Source organism: Streptomyces sp. NPDC031497, from assembly GCF_055580905.1.
In genome coordinates this window covers 117,736-140,529 of record NZ_JBVIKO010000008.1, presented here as the reverse complement: position 1 = coordinate 140,529, position 22,794 = coordinate 117,736, and the positions used below count along the sequence as shown (strand labels likewise).

The 22,794-nt window shown below is 72.1% G+C and carries 15 protein-coding genes; 8 read left to right on the top strand and 7 right to left on the bottom strand.

From position 1 onward, the window contains the following. Window positions 1–116: 116 nt before the first annotated feature. Window positions 117–1,346: a glycosyltransferase gene (locus ACZ5K7_RS18600; protein ID WP_468914622.1), complete on the top strand. Its 1,230-nt coding sequence runs from the start codon at window positions 117–119 to the stop codon at window positions 1,344–1,346. A 279-nt stretch (window positions 1,347–1,625) separates the two neighbouring features. Continuing rightward, window positions 1,626–3,800, top strand: a complete 2,175-nt coding sequence (gene helR / locus ACZ5K7_RS18595) for an RNA polymerase recycling motor ATPase HelR (protein ID WP_468914621.1) — start codon at window positions 1,626–1,628, stop codon at window positions 3,798–3,800. Here helR and ACZ5K7_RS18590 read toward each other — a convergent pair. Further along, window positions 3,797–6,178: a SpoIIE family protein phosphatase gene (locus ACZ5K7_RS18590; RefSeq protein ID WP_468914619.1), complete on the bottom strand. Its 2,382-nt coding sequence runs from the start codon at window positions 6,176–6,178 to the stop codon at window positions 3,797–3,799. The genes helR and ACZ5K7_RS18590 overlap by 4 nt on opposite strands. Before the next feature lie 272 nt (window positions 6,179–6,450). Between ACZ5K7_RS18590 and ACZ5K7_RS18585 the strand changes: the two genes are divergently transcribed. From ACZ5K7_RS18585 to ACZ5K7_RS18570, 4 genes are all read left to right on the top strand, one after another. Next, window positions 6,451–9,570, top strand: a complete 3,120-nt coding sequence (locus tag ACZ5K7_RS18585; protein WP_468914617.1) for a glycoside hydrolase family 2 TIM barrel-domain containing protein — start codon at window positions 6,451–6,453, stop codon at window positions 9,568–9,570. 116 nt (window positions 9,571–9,686) lie between these two features. Continuing rightward, window positions 9,687–9,926, top strand: a complete 240-nt coding sequence (locus tag ACZ5K7_RS18580; RefSeq protein WP_351697013.1) for a hypothetical protein — start codon at window positions 9,687–9,689, stop codon at window positions 9,924–9,926. 2 nt (window positions 9,927–9,928) lie between these two features. After that, window positions 9,929–10,306, top strand: a complete 378-nt coding sequence (locus ACZ5K7_RS18575; protein ID WP_468914616.1) for a toxin Doc — start codon at window positions 9,929–9,931, stop codon at window positions 10,304–10,306. A gap of 467 nt (window positions 10,307–10,773) precedes the next feature. Further along, window positions 10,774–12,405, top strand: coding sequence for an RICIN domain-containing protein (locus ACZ5K7_RS18570; RefSeq protein WP_468914614.1), 1,632 nt, complete (start codon window positions 10,774–10,776; stop codon window positions 12,403–12,405). Between the two features lie 464 nt (window positions 12,406–12,869). Here the strand turns inward: ACZ5K7_RS18570 and ACZ5K7_RS18565 are convergent, their stop codons facing one another. Both ACZ5K7_RS18565 and ACZ5K7_RS18560 read right to left on the bottom strand, forming a co-directional pair. Beyond that, complete coding sequence (locus tag ACZ5K7_RS18565) at window positions 12,870–14,468, bottom strand: purine-cytosine permease family protein (protein ID WP_468914613.1); 1,599 nt, start codon at window positions 14,466–14,468, stop codon at window positions 12,870–12,872. Between the two features lie 207 nt (window positions 14,469–14,675). Beyond that, a complete protein-coding gene (locus ACZ5K7_RS18560; protein ID WP_351697003.1) occupies window positions 14,676–15,206 on the bottom strand; it encodes a hypothetical protein in 531 nt (176 codons plus the stop codon). A 323-nt stretch (window positions 15,207–15,529) separates the two neighbouring features. Here ACZ5K7_RS18560 and ACZ5K7_RS18555 point away from each other — a divergent pair, with 323 nt between their 5' ends. Continuing rightward, window positions 15,530–15,952: a subtilase-type protease inhibitor gene (locus ACZ5K7_RS18555; protein WP_351697000.1), complete on the top strand. Its 423-nt coding sequence runs from the start codon at window positions 15,530–15,532 to the stop codon at window positions 15,950–15,952. Window positions 15,953–16,085: 133 nt separating this feature from the next. Here the strand turns inward: ACZ5K7_RS18555 and ACZ5K7_RS18550 are convergent, their stop codons facing one another. The 3 genes from ACZ5K7_RS18550 to ACZ5K7_RS18540 form a co-directional block, all read right to left on the bottom strand. Further along, entirely contained in the window at window positions 16,086–16,469 is a 384-nt protein-coding gene (locus ACZ5K7_RS18550) for an STAS domain-containing protein (protein ID WP_351696998.1), read from the bottom strand. Between the two features lie 214 nt (window positions 16,470–16,683). After that, complete coding sequence (locus ACZ5K7_RS18545; protein WP_351696995.1) at window positions 16,684–18,189, bottom strand: MFS transporter; 1,506 nt, start codon at window positions 18,187–18,189, stop codon at window positions 16,684–16,686. A 295-nt stretch (window positions 18,190–18,484) separates the two neighbouring features. Further along, window positions 18,485–19,198: a VOC family protein gene (locus tag ACZ5K7_RS18540; protein WP_468914610.1), complete on the bottom strand. Its 714-nt coding sequence runs from the start codon at window positions 19,196–19,198 to the stop codon at window positions 18,485–18,487. A 243-nt stretch (window positions 19,199–19,441) separates the two neighbouring features. Between ACZ5K7_RS18540 and ACZ5K7_RS18535 the strand changes: the two genes are divergently transcribed. Beyond that, window positions 19,442–19,972 carry an SRPBCC family protein gene (locus tag ACZ5K7_RS18535; RefSeq protein WP_351696990.1) on the top strand — a complete coding sequence of 177 codons (531 nt, stop codon included), beginning with the start codon at window positions 19,442–19,444 and terminating at the stop codon, window positions 19,970–19,972. Between the two features lie 4 nt (window positions 19,973–19,976). On the opposite strand, the gene ACZ5K7_RS18530 is transcribed toward ACZ5K7_RS18535, so the two are convergent. After that, window positions 19,977–22,793: an NHLP bacteriocin export ABC transporter permease/ATPase subunit gene (locus ACZ5K7_RS18530; RefSeq protein WP_468914608.1), complete on the bottom strand. Its 2,817-nt coding sequence runs from the start codon at window positions 22,791–22,793 to the stop codon at window positions 19,977–19,979. Window position 22,794 lies beyond the last annotated feature (1 nt).

The window sequence follows — 22,794 nt, the reverse complement described above, 5'->3', positions numbered from 1 at the left end:
CCGCTCCTCGCCACTCTCAACTTATAGCGCACAGGGGGGCTTGCGGCAAGGCCCCCTTCGTCCCGCAAAATCGCAGGCCGAAGCCAGAGCCGGCGGTATTTGGGGGGATTCACCACGTGCGTGTGTTGTTGATGGGATACGGGTCGCGCGGGGACGTCGAACCGATGGCGGGACTCGGGCTGGCGCTGCGGGAACTCGGCGCCGAGGTGCGGGTGTGCGCCCCGCCGGACCAGGAGTTCGCGGAGCTGCTGGCCCGCGCGGGCGTGGCGCATGTGCCGTTCGGGCCGTCGGTGCGCTCGGTGGTGACCAGGCCGAATCCGCAGCCGTCGGACGCGTTCCGGCTCGCCGCCGACCTGGTCGCCGCGCACTTCGACGCGGTCGCCGCGGCGGCCGAGGGGTGCGACGTGGTGGTGGCGACCGGCCTGATGCCGGCCGGCGTGCGGTCCGTGACCGAGAAGCTGGGCATCCGGTACGTGTTCGCGTGCCCCCACCCGTTCGGGATGCCGTCCTCGCACTTCCCGCCGTCGGGGCGCCCGGGGCGCCCGGCACCGCCGGACGCCGACCTGCGGACGCTGTGGAAGGTGGACGCCGAGCGGGTGGACGCGCTGTACGGCGAGGCCCTGAACACCCATCGGGCGGCGATCGGACTGCCACCGGTGGACGACGTCCGCGCCCACGTCCTCACCGGCCGGCCGTGGCTGGCGGCGGACCCGGTCCTGGGACCGTGGCAGGACCTGACGGACCTCGACCTGGTGCAGACCGGGGCCTGGCTGCTGCCGGACCGACGCCCGCTTCCGGACGGGCTGGCGGCCTTCCTGGCGGCCGGTGAGCCGCCGGTGTACGTCGGCTTCGGCAGCATGGCGATGCGCGGCGCGCCGGACGCCGCCCGGGCGGCCGTCGAGGCGGTGCGTGCCCAGGGCCGCCGGGTGCTCGTCGGACACGGCTGGGCCGACCTTGCCCCGATCGACGACCGGGCCGACTGCCTCGCGATCGGCGAGGTCAACCACCAGGCTCTGTTCCGGCGGGTGGCAGCCGTCGTGCACCACGGCGGCGCGGGCACCACGACGACCGCCGCCCTGGCCGGCGTGCCCCAGGTGATCGTCCCGCAGATCGTGGACCAGCCGCACTGGGCCGCCCGGGTGGCCGAGCTGGGCATCGGCGCGGCCCACGACGGCCCGACCCCGACCACCGACTCCCTCTCCGCCGCGCTCACGACCGTCCTCGCCCCCGGGACCCGGGCCCGGGCGACCGCCGTGGCCGCCGACATCCGCACCGACGGCGCGACGACGGCCGCGAAGCTCCTGCTCGAAGAGGCCGACCAGGAGACGCCGCCCGTCTCCGCGTGAACCGTGCGGAAGCAGAGCCGCTCGCACCCGCGCCCGCCACCACCGGACGAGACCGGCCGGAAGCACCGCCAGTCTCCGCACGGACAACAAGGAAACCAGAGCCGCCCCACCTGCCGCCGAGCCCGGCACCTCGCAGGGAAGCGGTGCCGCCCGCATCAGCGGGTGTGCCCCGATCCGTCAAAGAACCAGAGCCCCCACCGTCGCCGAGCCCGGCATCCCGCAGGGAAGCGGAGTCAGCCGTATCCGCCGCGTGGCCGGCACCTCAACGGAGCTGATGCAGTGAACCCCCTGACCACCCGTGTCTTCGATCTCCCCGAGCAGTTGTCCGGCAAGGCCGACCCGGCCCTGATCGCCGACGACGAGCGGCACTTCGCGGCCATCGCGCGCTGCCTCGACGAGACGATCGCCGAACTGTCCGACCGCCTCGACACCGCACTCAAGGCCCCGGGCGGCACCGGCCGGGCCGCCATGGACCGGGACACCGAGGTCCACCGGCTGACCGGACGGCTGCGCACCCTGCGCCGCTTCGGCCTGGACCTGTGCCTGGGGCGCATGGTCGCCGCGGACGACCCCGAGCCCATGTACATCGGCCGGCTCGGCCTCACCGACAACGAGGGCCGCCGGCTGCTGCTCGACTGGCGGTCACCCGCGGCCGAGCCGTTCTTCGCGGCGACCCACGCCGACCCGACGGGGCTGCACAGTCGTCGCCGATACCGCTGGACGGACGGCCGGATCAGCGACTACTGGGACGAGGTGTTCACCGCCGACGGACTCGAAGGGCACGCCGCGCTCGACGACCAGTCCGCCTTCATCGCGAGCCTCGGCGCCGACCGGTCGGAGCGGATGCGGGACGTGCTCGCCACCATCCAGGCCGACCAGGACGCCATCATCCGCGCGGGATCCCGGGGCGCCCTCGTCGTCGACGGTGGTCCGGGCACCGGCAAGACGGTCGTCGCCCTGCACCGCACCGCGCACCTGCTCTACTCCGACCCGCGCCTCGGCCACCGGCGGGGCGGTGTGCTGTTCGTGGGCCCGCACCGGCCCTACCTGAACTATGTCTCCGACGTACTGCCCAGCCTCGGCGAGGAGGGCGTGCAGACCTGTGTGCCGGCCGACCTCGTGGACGAGGGAGCCGCGGCGACGCCCGAGGCCGATCCGGAGGTGGCCCGCCTGAAGTCGTCCGCGGACATGGTGCGGGCGATCGAGACGGCCGTCCGCTTCTACGAGGAGCCGCCCGCCGCGGGCATGACGGTCGCCACCGACTGGGGCGACCTGTGGCTGAGCGCCGACGACTGGGCCGACGCGTTCCGGGCACCGGGGCCGGGTACACCGCACAACGAGGGCCGTGCGCAGATCTGGGAGGAACTCGCGACCATCCTGCTGGACAAGCACACCGGCGACGACGTCCCGCCCGAGCGGTTCCGCAGGTCGCTCCAGCAGGACCGGGAGCTGGTCGACACCCTGAACGGCGCCTGGCCGTTGCTGGAGGCCACCGACCTGGTCGGCGACCTGTGGTCGGTGCCGGCCTATCTGCGGATGTGCACCCCCTGGCTCGACCGCGACGACGTACGGCTGCTCCAGCGCGCCGACGCCCAGGCCTGGACGGTGTCCGACCTGCCGCTCCTGGACGCGGCCAGGCAGCGGCTGGGCGACCCGGAGGCGGCCCGGCGCGGGCAGCGGCAGGAGGCCGCGCTCGCCGCCCAGCGCGAGCGTATGGCCCAGGTCGTCGACAACCTGATCGGGGCCGCCGTCGACTCCGGCGCCGACGGGGACGACGGCGAGGGCCTGGTGCGGATGCTGCGCGGCGAGGACGCCAAGGTCAGCCTCGTCGACGAGTCCGAACTGCCCACCCTGCCCCCGGACCTGCTGGCCGGCCCGTTCGCACACATCGTCGTCGACGAGGCCCAGGAACTGACCGACGCCGAATGGCAGATGCTGCTGCTGCGCTGCCCGTCCCGGAGCTTCACCATCGTCGGGGACCGCGCCCAGGCCAGGCACGGGTTCGCGGAGTCCTGGCGGGAGCGCCTGGAGCGGGTCGGATTCGACCGGATCACCCTGGCCTCGCTCGGCATCAACTACCGCACACCGGAGGAGATCATGGCGGAGGCCGAGCCGGTCATCCGGGCCGCGCTCCCGGACGCCAACGTGCCGACCTCGATCCGCGGCAGCGGCCTGCCCGTCGTCCACGGATCCGTCGACCGGCTGGCCCCGATCCTCGACGACTGGCTCGCCGCCCACGCCGAGGGCGTCGCCTGCGTGATCGGCGACCCCGCCTTCACCGCCACGCCCCGGGTCCGCTCGCTGACCCCGCAGCTGTCGAAGGGCCTCGAATTCGACCTGGTCGTCCTCGTCGACCCGGAGGACTTCGGCACCGGCGTCGAGGGCGCCGTCGACCGCTATGTCGCGATGACCCGGGCGACCCGGCAACTGGTCGTCCTGACCAGCACCCCCTAGGGAAGATCCTCCGGGAACAGGGACAGCTCGGCCCAGATCGTCTTGCCCTCGGCGGTGTGCCGGGTGCCCCAGCGCTGGGTCAGCTGCGCCACCAGCAGCAGGCCCCGGCCGCCCTCGTCCCAGGTCTTGGCCCGGCGCAGGTGCGGGGCGGTGTGACTGGTGTCGGAGACCTCGCAGATCAGCCTGGTCGTGTCGTGGATCAGGCGGAGCCGGATGGGATGGGAGCCGTAGCGGATGGCGTTGGTGACCAGTTCGCTGACCACCAGCTCCGCCGTGAAGGCGGCCATGGTCAGGTCCCACACGTCCAGCTGCTGCACGACCTGCTTGCGGATCGGCGCGACCAGGGCGGGGTCGGCGGGGATGTCCCAGGTCGCCACCCGGGACGGCGGCAGGCCCTGGGTGCGGGCCAGCAGCAGGGCGACGTCGTCGGCCGCACCGCCCGGCGGCAGCAGGGCGTGCAGGATCCGGTCGCAGGTCTCGTCCAGCGAGTCGCTGTACGACGCCAGCGCCTCGTGGAGGAGTCGGCGACCGGTCTCCGGGTCCCGGTGCCGGGATGTGACCAGCCCGTCCGTGAACATGGCCAGCACGGTGCCCTCGGGCAGCTCGATCTCGGTGGACTCGAACGGCAGCCCGCCCAGGCCCAACGGGGGACCGGCGGGCAGGTCCACCTCGTGGAGGCGGTGGCCCGGGCGCAGCACGACGGGGAGCGGATGACCGGCGCGGGCCAGCGTGCAGTGCCGGGACACCGGGTCGTAGACGGCGTACAGGCAGGTGGCGCCGACCTCGCCGGGGCTGACCTCGCCGCCCTGCTCCTCCGAGAGCCGGACCACCAGGTCGTCGAGGTGGGTGAGCAGCTCGTCCGGAGCCAGGTCGATGTCGGCCAGGGTGCGTACGGCGGTGCGCAGCCGGCCCATGGTCGCCGAGGCCTGCACACCGTGGCCGACGACGTCCCCGACGACCATGGCGACCCGCAGCCCGGACAGCGGGATCACGTCGAACCAGTCGCCGCCCACCCCGGCCCGGGCGGCCGGCAGATAGCGGGAGGCGGCCTGCAGGGCGGCGGTGTGCGGCAGTGTCCGGGGCAGCAGACTGCGCTGCAGGGCCAGAGCGGTCTCGCGCTCCCGGGAGTAGCGGCGGGCGTTGTCGATGCAGACGGCGGCCCGGGCCGTGATCTCCTCGGCCAGCAGCACGTCGTCCGGGCCGAACGGACCGGGCCGCCGGTGCCGGGTCAGCACCGCGACCCCCAGGGTCGTCCCGCGCGCCTGGATCGGCACGGCCATCGAGGTGTGGACGCCGAACTCGCGCACCCGCTCCCCGCGCAGCTTGTGCCAGGTCAGCCACTGCGTCATCTCGCCGGACGACACCTGGGCCACGATGCTGTGCCCCGCGGTCAGCGAGTCGGCCTGCGGCGAGGAAGCCGGGTAGGACTCGCTGTGGCCGGGCTTGAGCACCGCCTCGGGGACGCCGGGCACCACGGACTGGTACGCGCTGCGACGCAGCGTGACCGGCGCCGTCAGCCGGGTCGGGAGGTCGCCGCCGTTCTCCGGCGGGTCCAGCAGGTCGACGGTGACGAAGTCGGCGAGCGCCGGCACGAAGACGTCCGCCAGCTCCTGGGCCGTACGGGTGACGTCCAGGGTGGTGCCGATGCGTACGCTCGCCTCGTTGACCAGCTGGAGCCGCTCCCTGGCGAGGTGGCTCTCGGTGATGTCGTGCGCGGCCAGGCTCACCCCCAGCACCCGTCCCGCGGGGTCGGTGACCGGCGCCATCCGGGCCAGCCAGGCACGCGCCCGGTCCTCGCCGCCGGAACGCATGAAGGTCTCGACGTCCAGCTGGCGGCCGGTGGCCAGCACCCGGAGCATGTTCTGTTCCAGCTCCTCGCCCTGCGGCGTGCCGTCGATCTCGGTGATCCTCAGCCCCTGGATCCGCTCCGCGGGCAGCCCGATGAGCTCGGCCATCGTGCCGTTGGCCCGGTGCAGCCTCAGCTGTTCGTCGTAGACCGCGATCGCGCACGGCGACTGGATCAGCGCGGCCGTGGCCAGCGGATCGTACGGGGCGGTCGGTGCGCCGTCCGGCACCGGGGAGAAGACGAGCCAGCGTCCGGCACCCTCGTCGTGTGCCGTGTGGTGGTGGGCGACCAGCCAGACCGGGATCGTACGGCCGTCCCGGTGGCGGAGGTCGAGGGTGCCGTTCCAGCGGGCGCCGACGGGCACGGGCGGTGTGGCCCCGGCGAGCAGCAGCGCCGCGGGCCGGCCCACGATCTCTTCGGCCGGGTGGCCGAGGAGCCGCCGTGCGCCCTCGTTCCACTCGGCCAGTGTGCCGTTCTCGTCGATGACGGCCCGGGCCGTCGCCGCATCGTCGAACGGATAGACCCGGCTCATCTCGCCACTCCCAAGCGCACACTCACAGTCAACAGGTGCACCACAGGTGTTCAGCCTAGTCCGTCGGACCCGCCCGTGACCGCCAGGCACCGGCGGCCGCTCGGCCGGGACCGCTCCCCGTCCGGTTTCCCGGACGGGGACCGGCCCGTGGGACGAAAGCCATGACCGACCGCCTCCGGACCCTTGACGACCACAAGTGGCACAGCGTCAGAATCTGTTTGTTCACGATCAGTTGTGAGTAGTTCTGGGTCCTGATGAGGGAGAGCCGCACCATGACGGTCACACGCAGATCGGTTCTCGCGGTCGCCACGACAGCCCCGGCGGCCGGCGCCCTGCTGGGCGCCCCGGGCGTCTGGGCGGCCCCGGAGGCGGATACGGCCACGCAGGTCACCGGGCGCCGCACGGTCGCCCTGCGCGACGGCTGGCGGTTCGCGCTGGTCGACCCCGGCGGGATCACCGACCCGACCGGCGCCTACGCGGGCGCCGCCGACCCCGGGTACGACGACTCGGCCTGGCGTCAGGTGGCCGTGCCGCACGACTGGAGCATCGAGCAGACCCCCACCACCGACGACGGCACCACCAGCGGCACCGGCTTCTTCCCGGGCGGCCTCGGCTGGTACCGGCTCGCCTTCACCCTGCCGCCGGGCTACGCCGGAAAACGGATCTCGGTGGAGTTCGACGGCGTCTACATGGACTCGTACGTGTACTGCAACGGCACCGAGGCCGGCCGCCACCCCTACGGGTACACCGGGTTCGCCCTCGACCTCACCGGGCTGCTGCACACCGACGGCAGCACCGAGAACGTCCTGGCGGTCAAAGTGCAGAACCAGCTGCCCAGCAGCCGCTGGTACTCGGGCAGCGGCATCTACCGCGAGGCCCGCCTGGTGGTGACCGACCCCGTGCACGTGGCGCGCTGGGGGACCTACGTCACCACACCGGACATCACCGCCGAGCGGGCCGTGGTACGGGTGCGGACGGCGGTCGTCGACGAGTCCGGGGAGGGCGCGGACGTCACGGTGGTCTCCCGGATCGTCGGCCACGACGGCCGTACGGTCGCCCGTACGTCCTCCACGGTCACCGTCACCGCATCCGGCCCCGGACCCGGCTCCGGTGAGGCCGCCGAGACCCATGAACTGACCGTCAGAAGGCCGAAGTTGTGGTCCATCGAGGCCCCGCACCGCTACACCCTGCTCACCGAACTCCGGGTCGGCGGCACGACCACCGACACCTACCGCACGGTCTTCGGCATCCGCGGCTACCGCTTCGACCCCGACGAGGGCTTCTCCCTCAACGGCGTGCACACCAAGATCAAGGGCGTCGACCTCCACCACGACCAGGGCGCCCTCGGCGCGGCGATCAGCGCCGACGCGGTGCGCCGGCAGATGACCATCATGAAGTCGATGGGCGTCAACGCCTTCCGCACCTCGCACAACCCGCCCTCGCCGCAGATGATCGAGGTCTGCGAGGAACTGGGCATCGTGATGATGGTGGAGGCCTTCGACTGCTGGCGGACCGGCAAGACCAAGTACGACTACGGCCGGTTCTTCGACGAGTGGTGCGAGAGCGACGCCACCGAGATGGTCCTCGCGGCCCGCAACTCGCCCGCCGTCGTCCTGTGGTCCATCGGCAACGAGATCCCCGACTCCACCTCCACCGCCGGCCTCGCCATGGCCGACCGGATCATCGCCGCCGTCAAGGCCGCCGACGACACTCGCCCTCTGGTCATCGGCTCCGACAAGTACCGCGGTGTGCCGAAGCCGGGCTCCGCCGCCGACCTGATGCTCGCCAAGCTCGACGGACTCGGCCTGAACTACAACACCGCCAAGTCCGTGGACGCGCTGCACGCGGCCTACCCGCACCTCTTCCTCTTCGAGTCCGAGTCCTCCTCGGAGACCTCGACCCGAGGCGCGTACCAGGAGCCGGAACACCTCAACACGGGGGAGAATTACACGCCCGGCCGCCGTGCGACCTCGTCGTACGACAACAACCTGGCCTCCTGGACGATGAGCGGCGAGTACGGCCACAAGAAGGACCGGGACCGGAAGTGGTTCGCCGGCCAGTTCCTGTGGTCGGGCATCGACTACATCGGCGAGCCGACGCCGTACAACGTGTTCCCGGTCAAGGCGTCCTTCTTCGGCGCGGTCGACACGGCCGGCTTCCCGAAGGACATGTACCACCTCTTCCGCAGCCAGTGGGTGAGCGAGCCCATGGTGCACCTGGTGCCGATGAGCTGGAACCACGAGGCGGGGGACACGGTCGAGGTGTGGGCGTACGCCAACGTGCCCTCCGTCGAGCTGTTCCTGAACGGAAAGTCCCTGGGGGTGCGGGAGTTCGACACCAAGACGACGACGGACGGCCGTACCTACCTGGAGACCACCGAGGCCACCGGCGACGACAAGACCTTCACCACCGGCACCTATCCCGGCAGTTACACCAGTCCGAACGGCAGCGCGGGCAAGCTGCACCTGACCTGGAAAGTGCCGTACCGGCCGGGTGAGTTGAAAGCCGTGGCCCGGCGCGGCGGCAAGGTGGTCGCGACCGACGTCCTGCGCACCGCCGGCGCCCCGCACGCCGTGCGTCTCACCGCCGACCGCGGCTCCCAGGCCGCCGACGGGCGTTCCCTGGTCTTCGTGACCGCCGAGATCGTCGACGCGCACGGCGTGGTGGTGCCCGACGCCGAGCACCTCGTCTCCTTCGCCGCTTCCGGCGGCTCGCTCGCCGGGCTCGACAACGGCCGGCAGGAGAGCGCCGAGCGCTACCAGGCGAGCACCCGAACCGCCTTCCACGGCAAGGCGCTCGCCATCGTCCGCGCCGGCACGCGTCCGGGCTCCCTCAAGGTGACCGCGCGGGTGGACGGACTGCGCACGGGCACCGTCACCGTACGGACCACCCCGTCGGCGTCGGTGGCCCGCACCCCCGCCCCCGACTTCGGGCCCGACCATCCGGCCCCGCCGAACTACCCCTACGCGGACGCCAGTTACTCGGGCCGTCCGGACACCCTCCCGGCCGCCATGCTCGACGGCGACGCGGCCACCGGCTGGTCCAACGCCTTCGCCAAAGCGGCCACCGCCCTGCTGCCCGCGTTCAGCGGTGCCCGGACCGAGGACTGGGTGTCGGTCGACGTCGGACGCACCCGCACGTTCGACCGGGTGGACGTCTCCTTCACCGTGGACGCGACCCACGCGCTGCCCGCGTCGGCCGAGGTGGCGGTCTGGGACGGCAGGGCGTACCGGGCGGTGGAGGGTACGACGGTGGACTGGGCGGCCGCCTCGGACACCCCGACCGTCATCAAATTCACCCCGGTACGCGGCTCCCGGCTCCGGCTGACCCTGACCAGCGCCCACCCGGGGGAGACCTCGGGGGCGGTGCGGATCAGCAGGCTCGAGATCTGACCCCGACGGGCGCGGTTCGGACGCCCGGCCGCCGAGCCGCGCCCGCAGGTACCGCTGGATTCTGCTCTGACCAGCGGGTATTTACGGGTGAGTACCCGCGCGGTACCGTGAAGGGCATGCCAGCTCTCAACGTGGAGTTCAGCGACCGCGAGCTTGAGGACCTGAGGCAGATGGCCAAGGAGCGCGGTACGTCCATGAAGGCCCTCGTCCGTGAGGCGGCCGCCGCCGACATCGCCCGGCACCGGGCGTTGCAGGAGGGGGCGGAGGAGTTCCGCCGGTTCTTCGCCGCGCACGCCGCCGAGTTCGCGGCCGCGTTCCCCGACGACGAGCCGCCCGCGAAGGGCGAGGCCGCCTGAGCATGCCGCCGGTCATCCATGTCGACGTGCCCTGGCTCCTGCAGCGCCATGAGGAAGTGCTGCCCGACCAGCCCACCGTCGACGATTTCTCCGCACTGGTCGCCGCCGTCGCCCGGCACCGGGTCGACCCGCCCCGGCTCGGTACGGACTCCGACCCGGCCTGGCGGGCCGCCGCCCTGCTGCACACCCTTGCCCTGCTCAAGCCGCTGCCCGCGGCCAACGCCCGGTTCGCCTGCGCGACCGCCGTGGCCTACATGTCCGTCAGCGGTGTGGGCGTCGACCCGCCCCACGGCGCCCTCGTCGACCTCGCCGGCGACCTGATGGACGGCAAGACCGACGTCTACGGCGCGGCGGACCGGCTCCGTTCCTGGCAGCTCTGACCCGCCCGGACCTGCGGGCAAAGCCGCCCCGGCGCCTCGGGGGCCGCCGGCCACGGGCGGGAGGAACGGGGCCGGCGACCTGTTTCGCGCAGAAGAGCCGCCGTTCTGCGCGGGGCCGTACGAGGAGGGCCGGTCACCAGTGGACTACCCGCACGGGTGGGCCGGGAGCGTGCGCGCGGGACCGGAGTGGGCGCACCGTTCACACGGGGTGTGCGTAAAGGTGAATACGGCCGTGACAGGACAATGGCCGCGGCCGTCTTTCTGACATTCTGTCAATGCTGTCGATGTTGTACAGGTGCCTTGTTGCTTGTGTGAGACTTGTGCGAGGGTGAATCATCCCCGCGGGGGGTAATGGCCAGGAACTATTCCGCAGTTGGGGAACGCGACCGACGCCATGCCGGCCAATTCCCGCTCCCCGCCACGCGCACCGAAGAGGTACGCACCACCGCACCAAAGGAATCCGCTCAGTGCCCACCCCCCACCCGCCTCGACCTCCCTATCCGCCGCCGGGCGGTGGTTCAGGGGAGTCCGACGAGTCCCTCGCCGCCCCGCTGCGCGCCGGATCCGACATCGAGGCCTCCCGGTCCGCCGCGCTGCTCATGGCCCGGCACTGGCGTCCGGTACAGGAATACGCGGTCATCTGCCTGGCCGCCTCCGGGCCCGTCGCCCACATGGTCGCGGCCGCCGCCTTCCACCAGGTCCTCGACCGGGTGGCTCTGGGGGAGACTGCCGACGCCCTCCGGCCCCGGCTGCTGGTCTCCGTCCGCGACACGGTCGCCAACTGGGCGACCGAGGACCGAATAGCCGAGGTTCTTCCGGACCTCGGGAAACCGGCCGGTGGTCGCGGTATGCGCGCCACGAAGTCCATGACACCGGAAAACCGCACCCTCGCGGAGCGTTCATTCCTGGGTCTTCCGGTGCTCGCCCAGAGTCTGCTGTGGCACATCGAGGTCGAGGCGGAACCCATAACCGTACCGGCCGGTCTGTTGGGCATGGACACGGCAACCGCGGGTGCCGCTCTCGAAGACGCCCGGGAGAAATTCCGGGAGGGGTGTGTCCGGGCCCACCGGGAACTCGCGCCGTCCCAGGAGTGCCGCTACTACAACCGGCTGCTGGACGTCCCGCTGCGCAGGGGCGGCGCTCTGCTGCCGGATGTCCAGGAACATCTCGCACAGTGCCCGTACTGCCGGGCCGCCGCCGAACAACTCGGCCAGGTCGAGGGCGGCCTGGGGGCGCTCCTCGTCGAAGCCGTGCTCGGCTGGGGAGCCCGCCGCTATCTCGACTCGCGCCCGGGACGCAGGGGCGGCGAGGGAGAGCCCCGTACCCGTTCCGCCTCCCGGCGTTCCGGAGGCGGCCGTCGCCGCGCGACGGCGCGGAACCGGATCCTGGCCCGCATCACCGTGCCGGTGCGCCGGCCGCCGGGGTCCTGGTCGTCGAAGACACTGCTGACCAGCGTCGGCGTCGCCGGGGCGGGCCTGCTGGCCTCCGTCCTCGCGGTCAGCGCGCTGTCGGGCGGCGGCGACGGCGGCGACGCCGTGGCCTCCGCGGGCCTGGTGCCCGGCGATTCCGACCCCGAGGCGACGCCCACCTCCGGTACGGCCGCCGGGCTGCCCGCCGCCGACCACGAGACCCGGCTGCGCAACGTCGCCGCCCAGCTGTGTCTGGACATCAACGGTGAGCCCAAGGCCGGGGCGGGCGTCGTCCTGGCGGTCTGCTCCTCGTCCTCGACCCAGGAGTGGACGTACGAGAGCGACGGCGAGCTGCGCAGCGTGGCCGAGCGCGGGCTGTGCCTGGACTCGCACGCGGACGGCGGGGTGGTCATCCTCGGCACCTGCGCGGACGCCGGTACCGAGCGGGGTGACGACGTGCGCTACGACCTCACCGTCCAGGGCGAGTTGCTGCCCCGCTGGGACCAGACCCTTGCCCTCGCCACGGCCGGCGTGGACTCGGGCGCCGACGTCGTCGTGAAGGTCCGCGACCGCTCCAGCAGCCAGCACTGGCTGACCGACCCGCCGGCCCCGTCCCAGAGCTCCAGCTCCCTCTCCATCGCCGGAACCGGCGGTCCTTCGGCCCAGCCGGCGGAGCTGTCCGGCAACTGAGCGCTCCGCTGGAAGTGCCGTGCTCGGCCGTCGCCCGACCGCGGCACCGTCGTAGCCGGTCGCGCCGTTCCTCCCCCCAGCCGAAGGCCGGGGGTACCCCCGGCGCCCCTTCGGGGTACGGCCGAACCGCAGCGGACTTCACCAGCCCTGCTCAGGCGCTTCGCTCAAGGCGCCGGGCCGGGCCGGTGGTCGCGCCGGGCGGCCGGCACGGCCGCCCGCCCGGCCATGGACCCGGCGCCGGCGCGGCCTGCGCACCCGTGCGCCGGCTGCCGTCGCGGGCCCTCGTGGACCGGGCCTCCCGGCCGCGTCCCGGCGCTGGCGGAGCGTCGCGAGCGCACGCGGCCACGGCGCGCCGTGCCTCCCCCGGCCGTCGGGAAGCCCGCCGTGACCGGTCGGACCTACGGGGCAGAGCCGCACATCGGTACCGCGCCGCGTCCCGGTGGGGCGCGGGCGGGGAGGCCGTGTCAGCTCGCGGCGGTCGCCGTGGGCCGGGCGGTGTCCGGTTCGGTGCCGGGGCCGGTGATCGGGGGCACCGGGACCTCGACGGCGGGGACCAGCCGGGGTCCCTGGGGGCCGTAGACCGCGCGTGGCTCGGGGAACAGCCGGAGCAGGGTCAGGAACAGTACGGCGGCCACCGCGAGGGACAGCGGCAGGCTGATGTCGACCCCGCCTGCGAGGTCTCCCAGCGGGCCGACGAACTGTCCCGGGATGTCGGTGAACAGCACGCCGATCACCGCCGAGACCCACCAGGCCGTCATCCCGCGCCAGTTCCAGCCGTGCGAGAACCAGTAACGGCCACCGCGCTGGCGGCGGTTGAAGACCTGCAGGGCGTCCGGGTCGTACCAGCCGCGCCGGGTCCAGAAGCCCAGCATCATCACCACCATCCATGGCGTGGTGCAGGTGATGATCATCGTGGCGAAGGTCGAGATCGACTGCACCAGGTCCAGGCCGAACCGGCCGATGAAGATGAACGCGATGGACAACACGCCGACGAGCACGGTCGCCTGGACGCGCGACAGCCTCGGGAACACCGAGGAGAAGTCCAGGCCGGTGCCGTACAGCGAGGTCGTGCCCGTCGACATGCCGCCGATCAGGGCGAGCAGACACACGGGCAGGAAGAACCAGCCGGGGGAGATGGCGAGCAGACCGCCGACGAAGTCCGGGGCCGCCGGGTCGACGTACTTCGGCGCCTTCGTGGCGATGATGCTCGCGGTGGCCAGGCCGAAGACGAACGGCAGCAGCGTCGCGATCTGGGAGAGGAACGCGGCCCCGACCACCCGGCGACGCGGCGCGTCGGCCGGGATGTAGCGCGACCAGTCGCCGAGGAACGCCCCGAACGACACCGGGTTGGACAGCACGATCAGCGCCGCGCCGATGAACGACGGCCAGAACATCCCCTTCGTCGCCGCGTCCGCCGTGTCCGTGAACACACCGGCGTAGGACGGGTCGAAGTCCCCGGCGAACGCGATGGCGCCGAGCACGAAGAGCAGGCTCGCCGAGGCCACCGCGACCTTGTTGACGAACAGCATGAACCGGAAGCCGTACACGCACACCGCGAGGACCAGGACCGCGAAGAGCGCGTACGCGACGACGTACGAGAGCGTGGAGCGTTCCAGGCCGAACAGCCGGTGTGCGCCGCCGACCAGGGCGTCGCCGGAACTCCACACCGAGATGGAGAAGAACGCGATCGCCGTCAGGAGGGACAGGAACGAGCCGACCACGCGGCCGTGCACGCCCAGGTGCGCGGAGGACGAGACGGCGTTGTTGGTGCCGTTGACCGGGCCGAACACCGCCATCGGGCACAGGATCAGCGCGCCCGCGACCACCCCGAGCAGGGTGGCGGCGAGGCCCTGCCAGAAGGACAGGCCGAACAGGATCGGGAACGCGCCGAGCACACAGGTCGAGAAGGTGTTGGCACCGCCGAAGGCGAGCCGGAACAGGTCGAGCGGGCTCGCTGTCCGGTCCGCGTCGGGGATCCGCTCGACACCGTGGGCCTCGACTTCGGTGAGGGACGGTGTGGGGGCGGGGGCAGGCTGCGGGTGCTGCGGGTGCTGCGAGGACAAGGGGGCTCCAGCGGGGGACGGCGGTGGAGCGCGGGGTGGCGCGGCGACGGGGCGGACGGCCGTCGGTGTCGCGGGGTGTGCGACGGACCGGTGGCCGTCCCCGAGGGGGTTCTGCCGACGCTAGAGCCCGGGTCACGCCGGTGGCCAGAGGACTGTTCATCCACCTTTCGCAGCGGCAGTGGATGATTCGGCCATCGCCGGACGGTCTCAGTCCTGCCCGGCGTCCGGCCCCTGGGCCCGGACCCGCTCGACATGCTCCAGCGAGTCGCGGAGCTCGGACAGCCAGTCGTCGGTGTGTTTCTGGACCAGTCGCACGCACCAGGCCAGCGCCTCGCTGCGGCTGCGTGCCACGCCTCCGGCGATCAGCGTGTCCAGCACCTGGCGCTCGGGCTGACGCAGCCGGGTCATCACCGGCGCGGCCACATGCGTGAACAGCGCCCGCTCCCCGGCGCACTCCACACCCCAGGCCACCTTGCGCCGGAACTGGTGCTCCGCCTCCCGTGCCACCCCGACCCGGGTCTCCCGGGTGCGCTCCCGGAACTCCTGGATCCGGCCCTCCACGGCGGCCTCCCGCTCGGCGTCCGAGACGCCCTCCGCCAGCTTGGGCCCGGGGATGCGCCCGACGACGGTGATCTCCTCGCGGTCCACCGTCACCTCGACCAGTTCCTCGAACAGGTCGTCGGGCAGCCGGCCGGCGAACCAGCCGCGCAGCTTCTCTCGTTGCTCTTGAGTAATCATGTAATGACGATTACTCCGTTGCAGCCGAAAGGCAAGGGCTTGCGGCGAAGTCCGCCGACAGCGGAAGCGGAATGTTTCAGGACGATTAACGAGGCGATGAGAACCAGCCATCCGACCGTTTCGGGCGATCAAGAACCGCTCTGTTGTGCGGTCGATGCGCGTGAATTCCGTGACTTCACGCCACTGATTCAATACGCAAGGTTACTGAAACCTGTGGGTTCGATGTGTGTTTCGACGGCGGACTCGGCAGAGTGGCGCCCGCCGCCCCGGCACCCACCGGGCCGTGGGTGGCACCCGTCGAATCAAGCGGAAGGATGCACACAATGCGAACCACCGCGCGCTGGGCAGCGACCCTCGGCCTCACGGCCGCCGCCGTCTGCGGACCCCTGACCGGGGCAGCCGTCGCCGCCCCGAGCTCGCTCTACGCGCCCTCGGCCCTGGTGCTCACCACGGGCCACGGCACCGACGCGGCCAGCGCCACGCCCGAGCGCGCCGTCACCCTGAACTGCGCCCCGGCCGCGTCCGGCACCCACCCGGCGGCCGCCCAGGCCTGTGCCGAACTCAGCGGCGCCGGCGGCGACTTCGACGCCCTGGCGCCCAGAACCGACGTGTGGTGCACCAAGCTCTACGACCCCGTCGTGGTCACGGTCGCAGGCGTCTGGCAGGGCAAGCGCGTCTCCTACGAGCGCACCTTCGGCAACCAGTGCATGAGGGACGCCTACGGGGTCAGCGTCTTCTCCTTCTGAGCCCGGGATCGCACGGTCCTCGTGACTGCCGGAACAGGTCCGCAACTGGGGAGTGCGGCCCCTGGAACGGGGAACCTGCGATCTCGCCCCGAGGGTCGGCGGGCGGTGTGGGGCTGCCCGCCGACCCTCGGCATCACCGCCGCTCCCCGGCGCTCCCGTCCCGGGGAAAGCCGGGGAGCGGCGGAAACCGCCCCAGCAGACCCGAGGCCCTGAGCAGCCGCGGAACGCGGGGCCCCTCGCACACCAGCCGCAGCCGCCCGCCCCGCTCCCTGGCCCGCGCCTCGGCCCGGCACAGCACCCGCAGCCCCGAGCAGTCGAGAAAGTCCAGCCGCCGCAGATCGACGAGCACATCTGGCTCGGCCCCGGCGGTGACCGCGAGCAGATGCTCGGCGACCAGCTCCTCGGTGGCGATGTCCACCTCGCCGAAGACCTCGACGACGAGATACGTCCCGCACCGGCGGGTCCGCGCGCAGGAGTTGGCGGCGGGCAGCCCGGGTTCGTCCGCTTCCGGCGTCATCTCTGCTCCCCCCGGCACAGGGCGCGTACGGGACCGGTTGGTACCCGCCGGGAGCGCCTGCCATCCCTGATGCGGGCGGCGCAAGATCAGGTTCACTCGACCCGGTGAATTTCTCTCAAGTGGCTTGACTTGAAGCGCTTCGTGAAAAGCGAAGGGCCGCCGTCTCCCTGCTGACGGCGACCCCTCGGTCTTCGGCGGCTCTCCGAAGCTCACGTCACATGTGAACGACCGGCGCCGCGTCCGCGTCCTGCTGCGGAACTCCCTTGCGGAACAGCAGGAAGGCGATCACCGCACCCGCCGCGAACATACCGGCCGACCACCAGAACGCGGTCGTGTAGCTCTCGATCGTCGCCTGGGCCTGCACCAGCTTGCTGGTCGCGTCCCGCCCGGTCAGGTAGTCCGTCGCCGCGCTCGCCGCCAGCGTGTTGAGCAGCGCCGTGCCGATCGAACCGCCCACCTGCTGCATGGCGTTGACCGTCGCGGAGGCGACACCCGCCTCGTCGGCCGTCACCCCGCCCGTGGCGAGCTGCATGGACGCCGGCATGACCAGGCCGAGGCCGAGGCCGGTGATGACCAGCTGCGGGAGCACCGCGCTGACATAGCTGGAGCCGACGCCGATGCCGGTCAGCCAGGCCATGCCGACCGCGGAGACCGCGAAGCCCAGCGGGACGACCGCCTTCGGGCCGATCCGCGGCACCAGGACCTGGGTGCCGACCTGCGCGGTCACCATCAGGGCGCCGATCATCGGCAGGAACGCCAGACCGGTCTTGGTCGGGCTGAAGCCGAGGTTGAGCTGGAGGTAGTAGGTGAGGAAGAGGAACACGCCGAACATGCCGCCCGCGGAGATCAGCACGGCGAGGAACGAGGCCGCCCGGTTGCGCTCCAGCAGGATGCCCAGCGGCAGCAGCGGGTACTTGGCCTTGGTCTGCCACCAGGCGAAGGCCGCCAGGAGTACGACGCCGGCGAGCAGGAAGCCCCAGGTCAGCGGCGAGCCCCAGTCGTGCGTCTCGGCGTTGGAGAAGCCGTAGACCAGCGAGAACAGACCGGCTGCGACCAGGACGGTGCCCGGCACGTCCAGCTTCGCGTTCCCCGCGTCGCGGTGGTTGTGCAGCAGCGCCATGCCGCCCGCGAAGGCGACGACGGCGATCGCGACGTTCACGTACAGCGTCGAGCGCCAGTCGAACGTGTCGGTCAGGACACCGCCGAGCAGCAGACCCACCGCACCGCCGGCGCCGGCGATGGCGCCGTAGACGCTGAACGCCCGGGCCCGCTCACGGGCGTCGGTGAACGTGGTGTTGAGCAGCGAGAGCGCGGTCGGGGCGAGCAGCGCGCCGAAGGCACCCTGCAGGGCGCGCGCGGTCACCAGCATCCCGAAGCCGTTCGCGGCACCGCCCAGCGCCGACACGGCGGCGAAGCCGACGACACCTATGAGGAAGGCGGTCTTGCGGCCGAACAGGTCGGCGATCCGTCCGCCGAGCAGCAGCAGGGAGGCGAAGGAGAGGGCGTACGCCGTCACGATCCACTGCCGGTTGCCGTCGGAGAATCCGAGGTCGGCCTGGGCGGACGGCAGGGCGATGTTCACGATGGTGGCGTCGAGCACCACCATCAGCTGGGCGACGGCGATGACCGCGAGGATCCACCACCGCTTCGAGGAGTCGGCGGCCGGCGGTGCCTCCGTGGCACCGACGCGGACGTCGTCGGTCAGGGTCTTCTCAGACATGGGGGAACTACTCCAGGGAAGTCGCTCGGGATCTGCCGAGAAACCGCTTCGGTACGACGGCCTTGCCCGGCCGCGAACGAAACGGTTTCGTACACATCGAGACTAGACCACTTCCAGCGAAACGGCAACGTTTCGCAGAGGGGCGGAGGCCGATCATGGACAACGGCAGGCTCGCGGTGGACGGCGCGGAGCTCTACCACGAGGTACGGGGCGCCGGTCCGGCGCTGCTGATGATCAGCGGCGCGGGAACCGGTCCGCTCCCGGCGGCCACCGCCGACTCAGGTGGGCTCCGGCCTCACCGGTGCGCGAGTACGCGGAACTCGTTGCCGTCGGGGTCGGCCAGCAGCACCGCGCCGTCCTGGCCGTGGGCGGAGTCGAGGCGCTTCGCCCCGAGGGAGAGCAGGCGCTCCACCTCCGCCTGCTGATCGCCGTCCGCCGCGAGGTCGAAGTGCAGGTCCTTGCCGGGGTTCTGCATCAGCGGCGGACCGCCCCACGTGAACTTCGTACCGCCGTTCGGCGACTGGATGGCGGTCTCCTCGTCCTGGTCCCAGACCAGCGGCCAGCCCAGCGCAGCGCTCCAGAAGTAGCCCACGGCCTGCGAACCGTCGCAGGCGAGCGCTCCGACGAAGCCCGCGCCGGCGAGGAAGTTGTTGCCCGGCTCGATGACACAGAACTCGTTGCCCTCGGGGTCGGCGAGCACCACGTGGGACGCGTCCGGTCCCTGGCCGACGTCGGCGTGCCGCGCGCCGAGGTCGAGCGCCCTGGCCACGGTCTCCTGCTGGTCCTCCAGGGAGGAACTGGTCAGGTCGAAGTGCAGCCGGTTCTGGGCGACTTTCTGCGCCTGGGTGGGACGGAAGCCGACGCGGTAACCGGCGGCGTTCCCGGATGCCACGGAGACGCCGTCGTAGGAGTCGTCCACCTTCTCCGACCTCAGGACCCCGGACCAGAAACGCGCCAGGCGCTCCGGCTGGTGTGCGTCGAAGGAGATTGCGATGAGCTGGCTGGTCATTGCGCCACGCTTCCTCGGTCGGTCGAGCGCCAACGGTCGACAGGGCCATGTCTGCACCTCGGAGGAGGATAGGTGCAACCCCTCTGCTCGGATCCACTGAATTTCCGGTCCGCGGTACGGAGGCCGGCGCCGATCGCTTCGGGCGTATCGCACGGCAGGTCGTCCGTCGTCGGCCGGGCGGGAGTGGAAGAGTCTGAGCGGGAACACGGAAGCGACCGCACATTCTCCGGAGGACCGATCCCCATGCCCGCCGAACTCACCGGTACCTTTCTCACCCTCGACGACGGCCGCCCCGCCGTCCGGTTCACCCGTACCTACGACCAACCCGCCGAGCGCGTCTGGCAGTTCGTGACCGATCCGGACGCGTCGGCCCACTGGTTCCCGTCGCGCCTCGACATCGAGCCGCGCGACGGCGGCACCGTCCGGTTCAGCGGCGACCCCCGCCAGGCGAACGCCACGGGCACGGTGCTCGCCGTCGACGAACCGCGGCACCTGTCCTTCACCTGGGGCGGCGACGAACTGGACTTCGGCCTCGAAGCACTGGACGCGAAGCGCACCCGGTTCACCCTGACCCAGGCGCTGGCCGAGGAGAACGCGGCCGCCCGCAACGCCGCCGGCTGGGAGGTCTGCCTGCTCGCCCTCGACGCCCTGGCCCGTGGCGAGGGACACGCGGGCCCGCACTCCGAGGACGCCGCCGACTGGCGGGAGTTCTACGACGCCTGTCTGGCCGCCGGGTTCCCCTCCGGCGCCCCCATCCCCGGCCTGGACGCCTGACCGGTCACGCCAGCTGCCGTCGCACCAGCTCGTGCAGGCGCCCGCCGGTGTCGGCGAGCAGCTGGGCCGGCGGGCCCTGCTGGGCGACCTTGCCGTCCTCCATCACGACGACCCGGTCGGCGTCCATGACCGTCGACAGCCGGTGGGCGATGACGATCCGGGTGGCGTTCAGCTTGCGGGTGCTCTCGATGACCGTGCGCTGGGTGTCGTTGTCCAGGGCGCTGGTGGCCTCGTCGAAGAACAGGATGCGGGGCCGCCGGATCAGCGCCTGGGCGATCATCAGCCGCTGCCGCTGGCCGCCCGAGATCGCACCGCTCCCGGCGACGATCGTGTGCAGCCCCATCGGCATCCGCTTGATGTCCTCGGCGAGGCCCGCCATCTCGGCCGCCGTCATCGCCTCCTCGGGCGTGTACGGCTCGGTGCCGCAGATGACGTCCAGGATCGAGCCGGTGAACGGCTGCGCGTGCTGGAGCACCACCCCGCACTGCCGGCGCACCGCGGACTGGTCGAGCGCGCCCAGGTCCTGGCCGTCGTACAGCACGCTCCCCGAGACCGGTTTGTCGAAGCCGATCAGCAGCCGCAGCAGGGTCGACTTGCCGCAGCCGCTGGGGCCGACGATCGCCACGAACTCGCCCGGCCGTACCTCGAAGGAGACGTCGTCGAGGACGAGGGGACCGTCGTCCGCGTACCGGAAGGAGAGGCGGCGGGCCTCGATGCCGCCGGTCAGCGGACCGGGGCGGGTGCTGGCGGTACGGACCTCCGGGGCGGCCTCCAGGACCGGCTTGATCTCCTCGAACAGCGGCAGCGCGGCCACCGCCGACACGAAGGAACCGGTCAGCTGGGTGACCGAGGTGAGCAGCATCGTCACCGACGTGTTGAAGGTGAGGAAGGCCGCCGCGTCCATGGCGCCCCTCGCCGGGCCCGCCAGCAGCATGAACATCAGCAGGGTGCAGACCGGGAGATAGACCGACCCCAGCACCGAGGTGAGGTTCTTGATCCGGCCCACCTTCTGCTGGAGTTCCCGGCTGCGCGCGAACTCGCCCGCCCAGGCCGCGTACGCGTAGTTCTCGGCCGCCGCCACCCGCAGCTTGGGCAGCCCCCGCAGGGTCTGGAAGGCCTGGTTGTTCAGCTTGTTGCCGAGCACCACGAGCTTGCGCTGCCAGCGCACCTGCCACAGCCCGAGCCCCAGGAACAGTGCGCCGATGACGACGAGCATGGCAAGGGCCGCCAGCGCCATCGGGACGCTGTACCAGAACAGCAGGCCCAGGTTCATCGCGCCGACCGTCACCGACTGGGCGACCACCGGGCCGACGCCCGCCAGCAGCCGGCGGATCGCGCTGATGCCCATCGCCGCGCTGGCCAGCTCACCGGTGGAGCGCTGGGTGAAGAACTTCGTGGGCAGCCGCAGCAGCCGGTCCCAGACGGCCGGCTGGAGGGTCGCCTCGATCCGGCCCTCCAGACGGAGGATGGTGAGGTTCTCCAGGAGCGTGAACGCCGCCGACACCACCGCGCTGATCATCACCGCCAGACAGACCTGCACGATCAGGTTCGTCTGGGCCTTCGGCACGTACTCGCCGAGCACCTTGCCGGTCGCGATCGGCACCAGTGAGCCGATCGCCACGGTCACCAGCCCGGCGAGAAGCAGACCGCCCAGGTCGCCGCGGGTGCCGTGCAGACTGAACCGGAGCAGGCCGAGCGGGGTGAGCGCCTTGTCGGGCAGCGGGCGGTAGAACATCACCGCGCGCGGCTCGAACTCCGCCGCGTTCGCCTTCTCGATCGGCGTCTCCCGGCCGGTCGCCGGATGGACGGCGACATAGCCGCCGCGCCGCCACAGCAGCGCGACCGGAGCGCCGGACAGGGCCCGGTGACCGACGAGCGGTCCCACGTTGTCCCGCCACCAGCGGCCGTCCAGCCGTACCGCCCGGATCCGCACCCGGGACGCCAGGGCCACCCGTTCGACCGGGTCGATGCGGTCGCTCTCGGTGCCGCTCTGCGCGGGTTCGGCGAGGGTGATACCGGCTGCCTGGGCGACGAGCTTGCAGGCCGCGTAGGAGGCGTCGGCATCGGCGGCGGTCGTACGCTTGGCCGCCTTGCCGATGGAGGCCAGCAGTGTCCGGTCGGCCTGGGCGCGGACCGCCTCACCGGCCTTGATACCGGCCGCGGTGCGGGTCTCGTGGGTGTGCTCCAGCTGCTCGATCCACCGGTCAAGGGTGGTGAGCAGCCGGTACTGCTGGTCGACCACGCTCTGCCACAGGGCGGGGTCCATCAGCAGGTCGGCGGCCGCCTCCGCGCCGTACAGCGAGCCGTACTGCACACTGCCTGGCGGCACCTGCATCCAGAAGACGTCGTCGTCGGTGGGGGCAGCGGCCCGCTCACTGGCGGCCATGGGGGCCTGGAAGAGGATCGACAGGCCACGGCCGACGCCGAGTGCGAGCGCGTACTCCAGGGGGCTGGTGGTCGGCGGCACGTACTGGGGGTTGCCGTACTCGTCGTAGGACCAGGTCTGGGTGGCGGCGGGCTGGTAGAGCTCGCGCAGGCCGATGCGGTGGACCACGCAGTCCCGCAACGGGCGGGCCACCAGGGTGTGCTGGGGTCCGGCGACCGGGCCGAGCAGGAGCGCACCCGCCTCCAGCCGGCCCAGATGGTGCCAGTGACCCTGCTGTTCGGCGTCCACCGCGAACAGGTCCAGGGCGCCGGACACCACCAGCCACAGCACCTGCGGCCCTTCGAGGTCCAGCCGGTTGAAACCGGTGCAGTCGATCCGGGCACCCAGTGAGCCGAGCGCGCCGAGCACGAGGTCGCCGTCGTCCGCGGTCGTCATC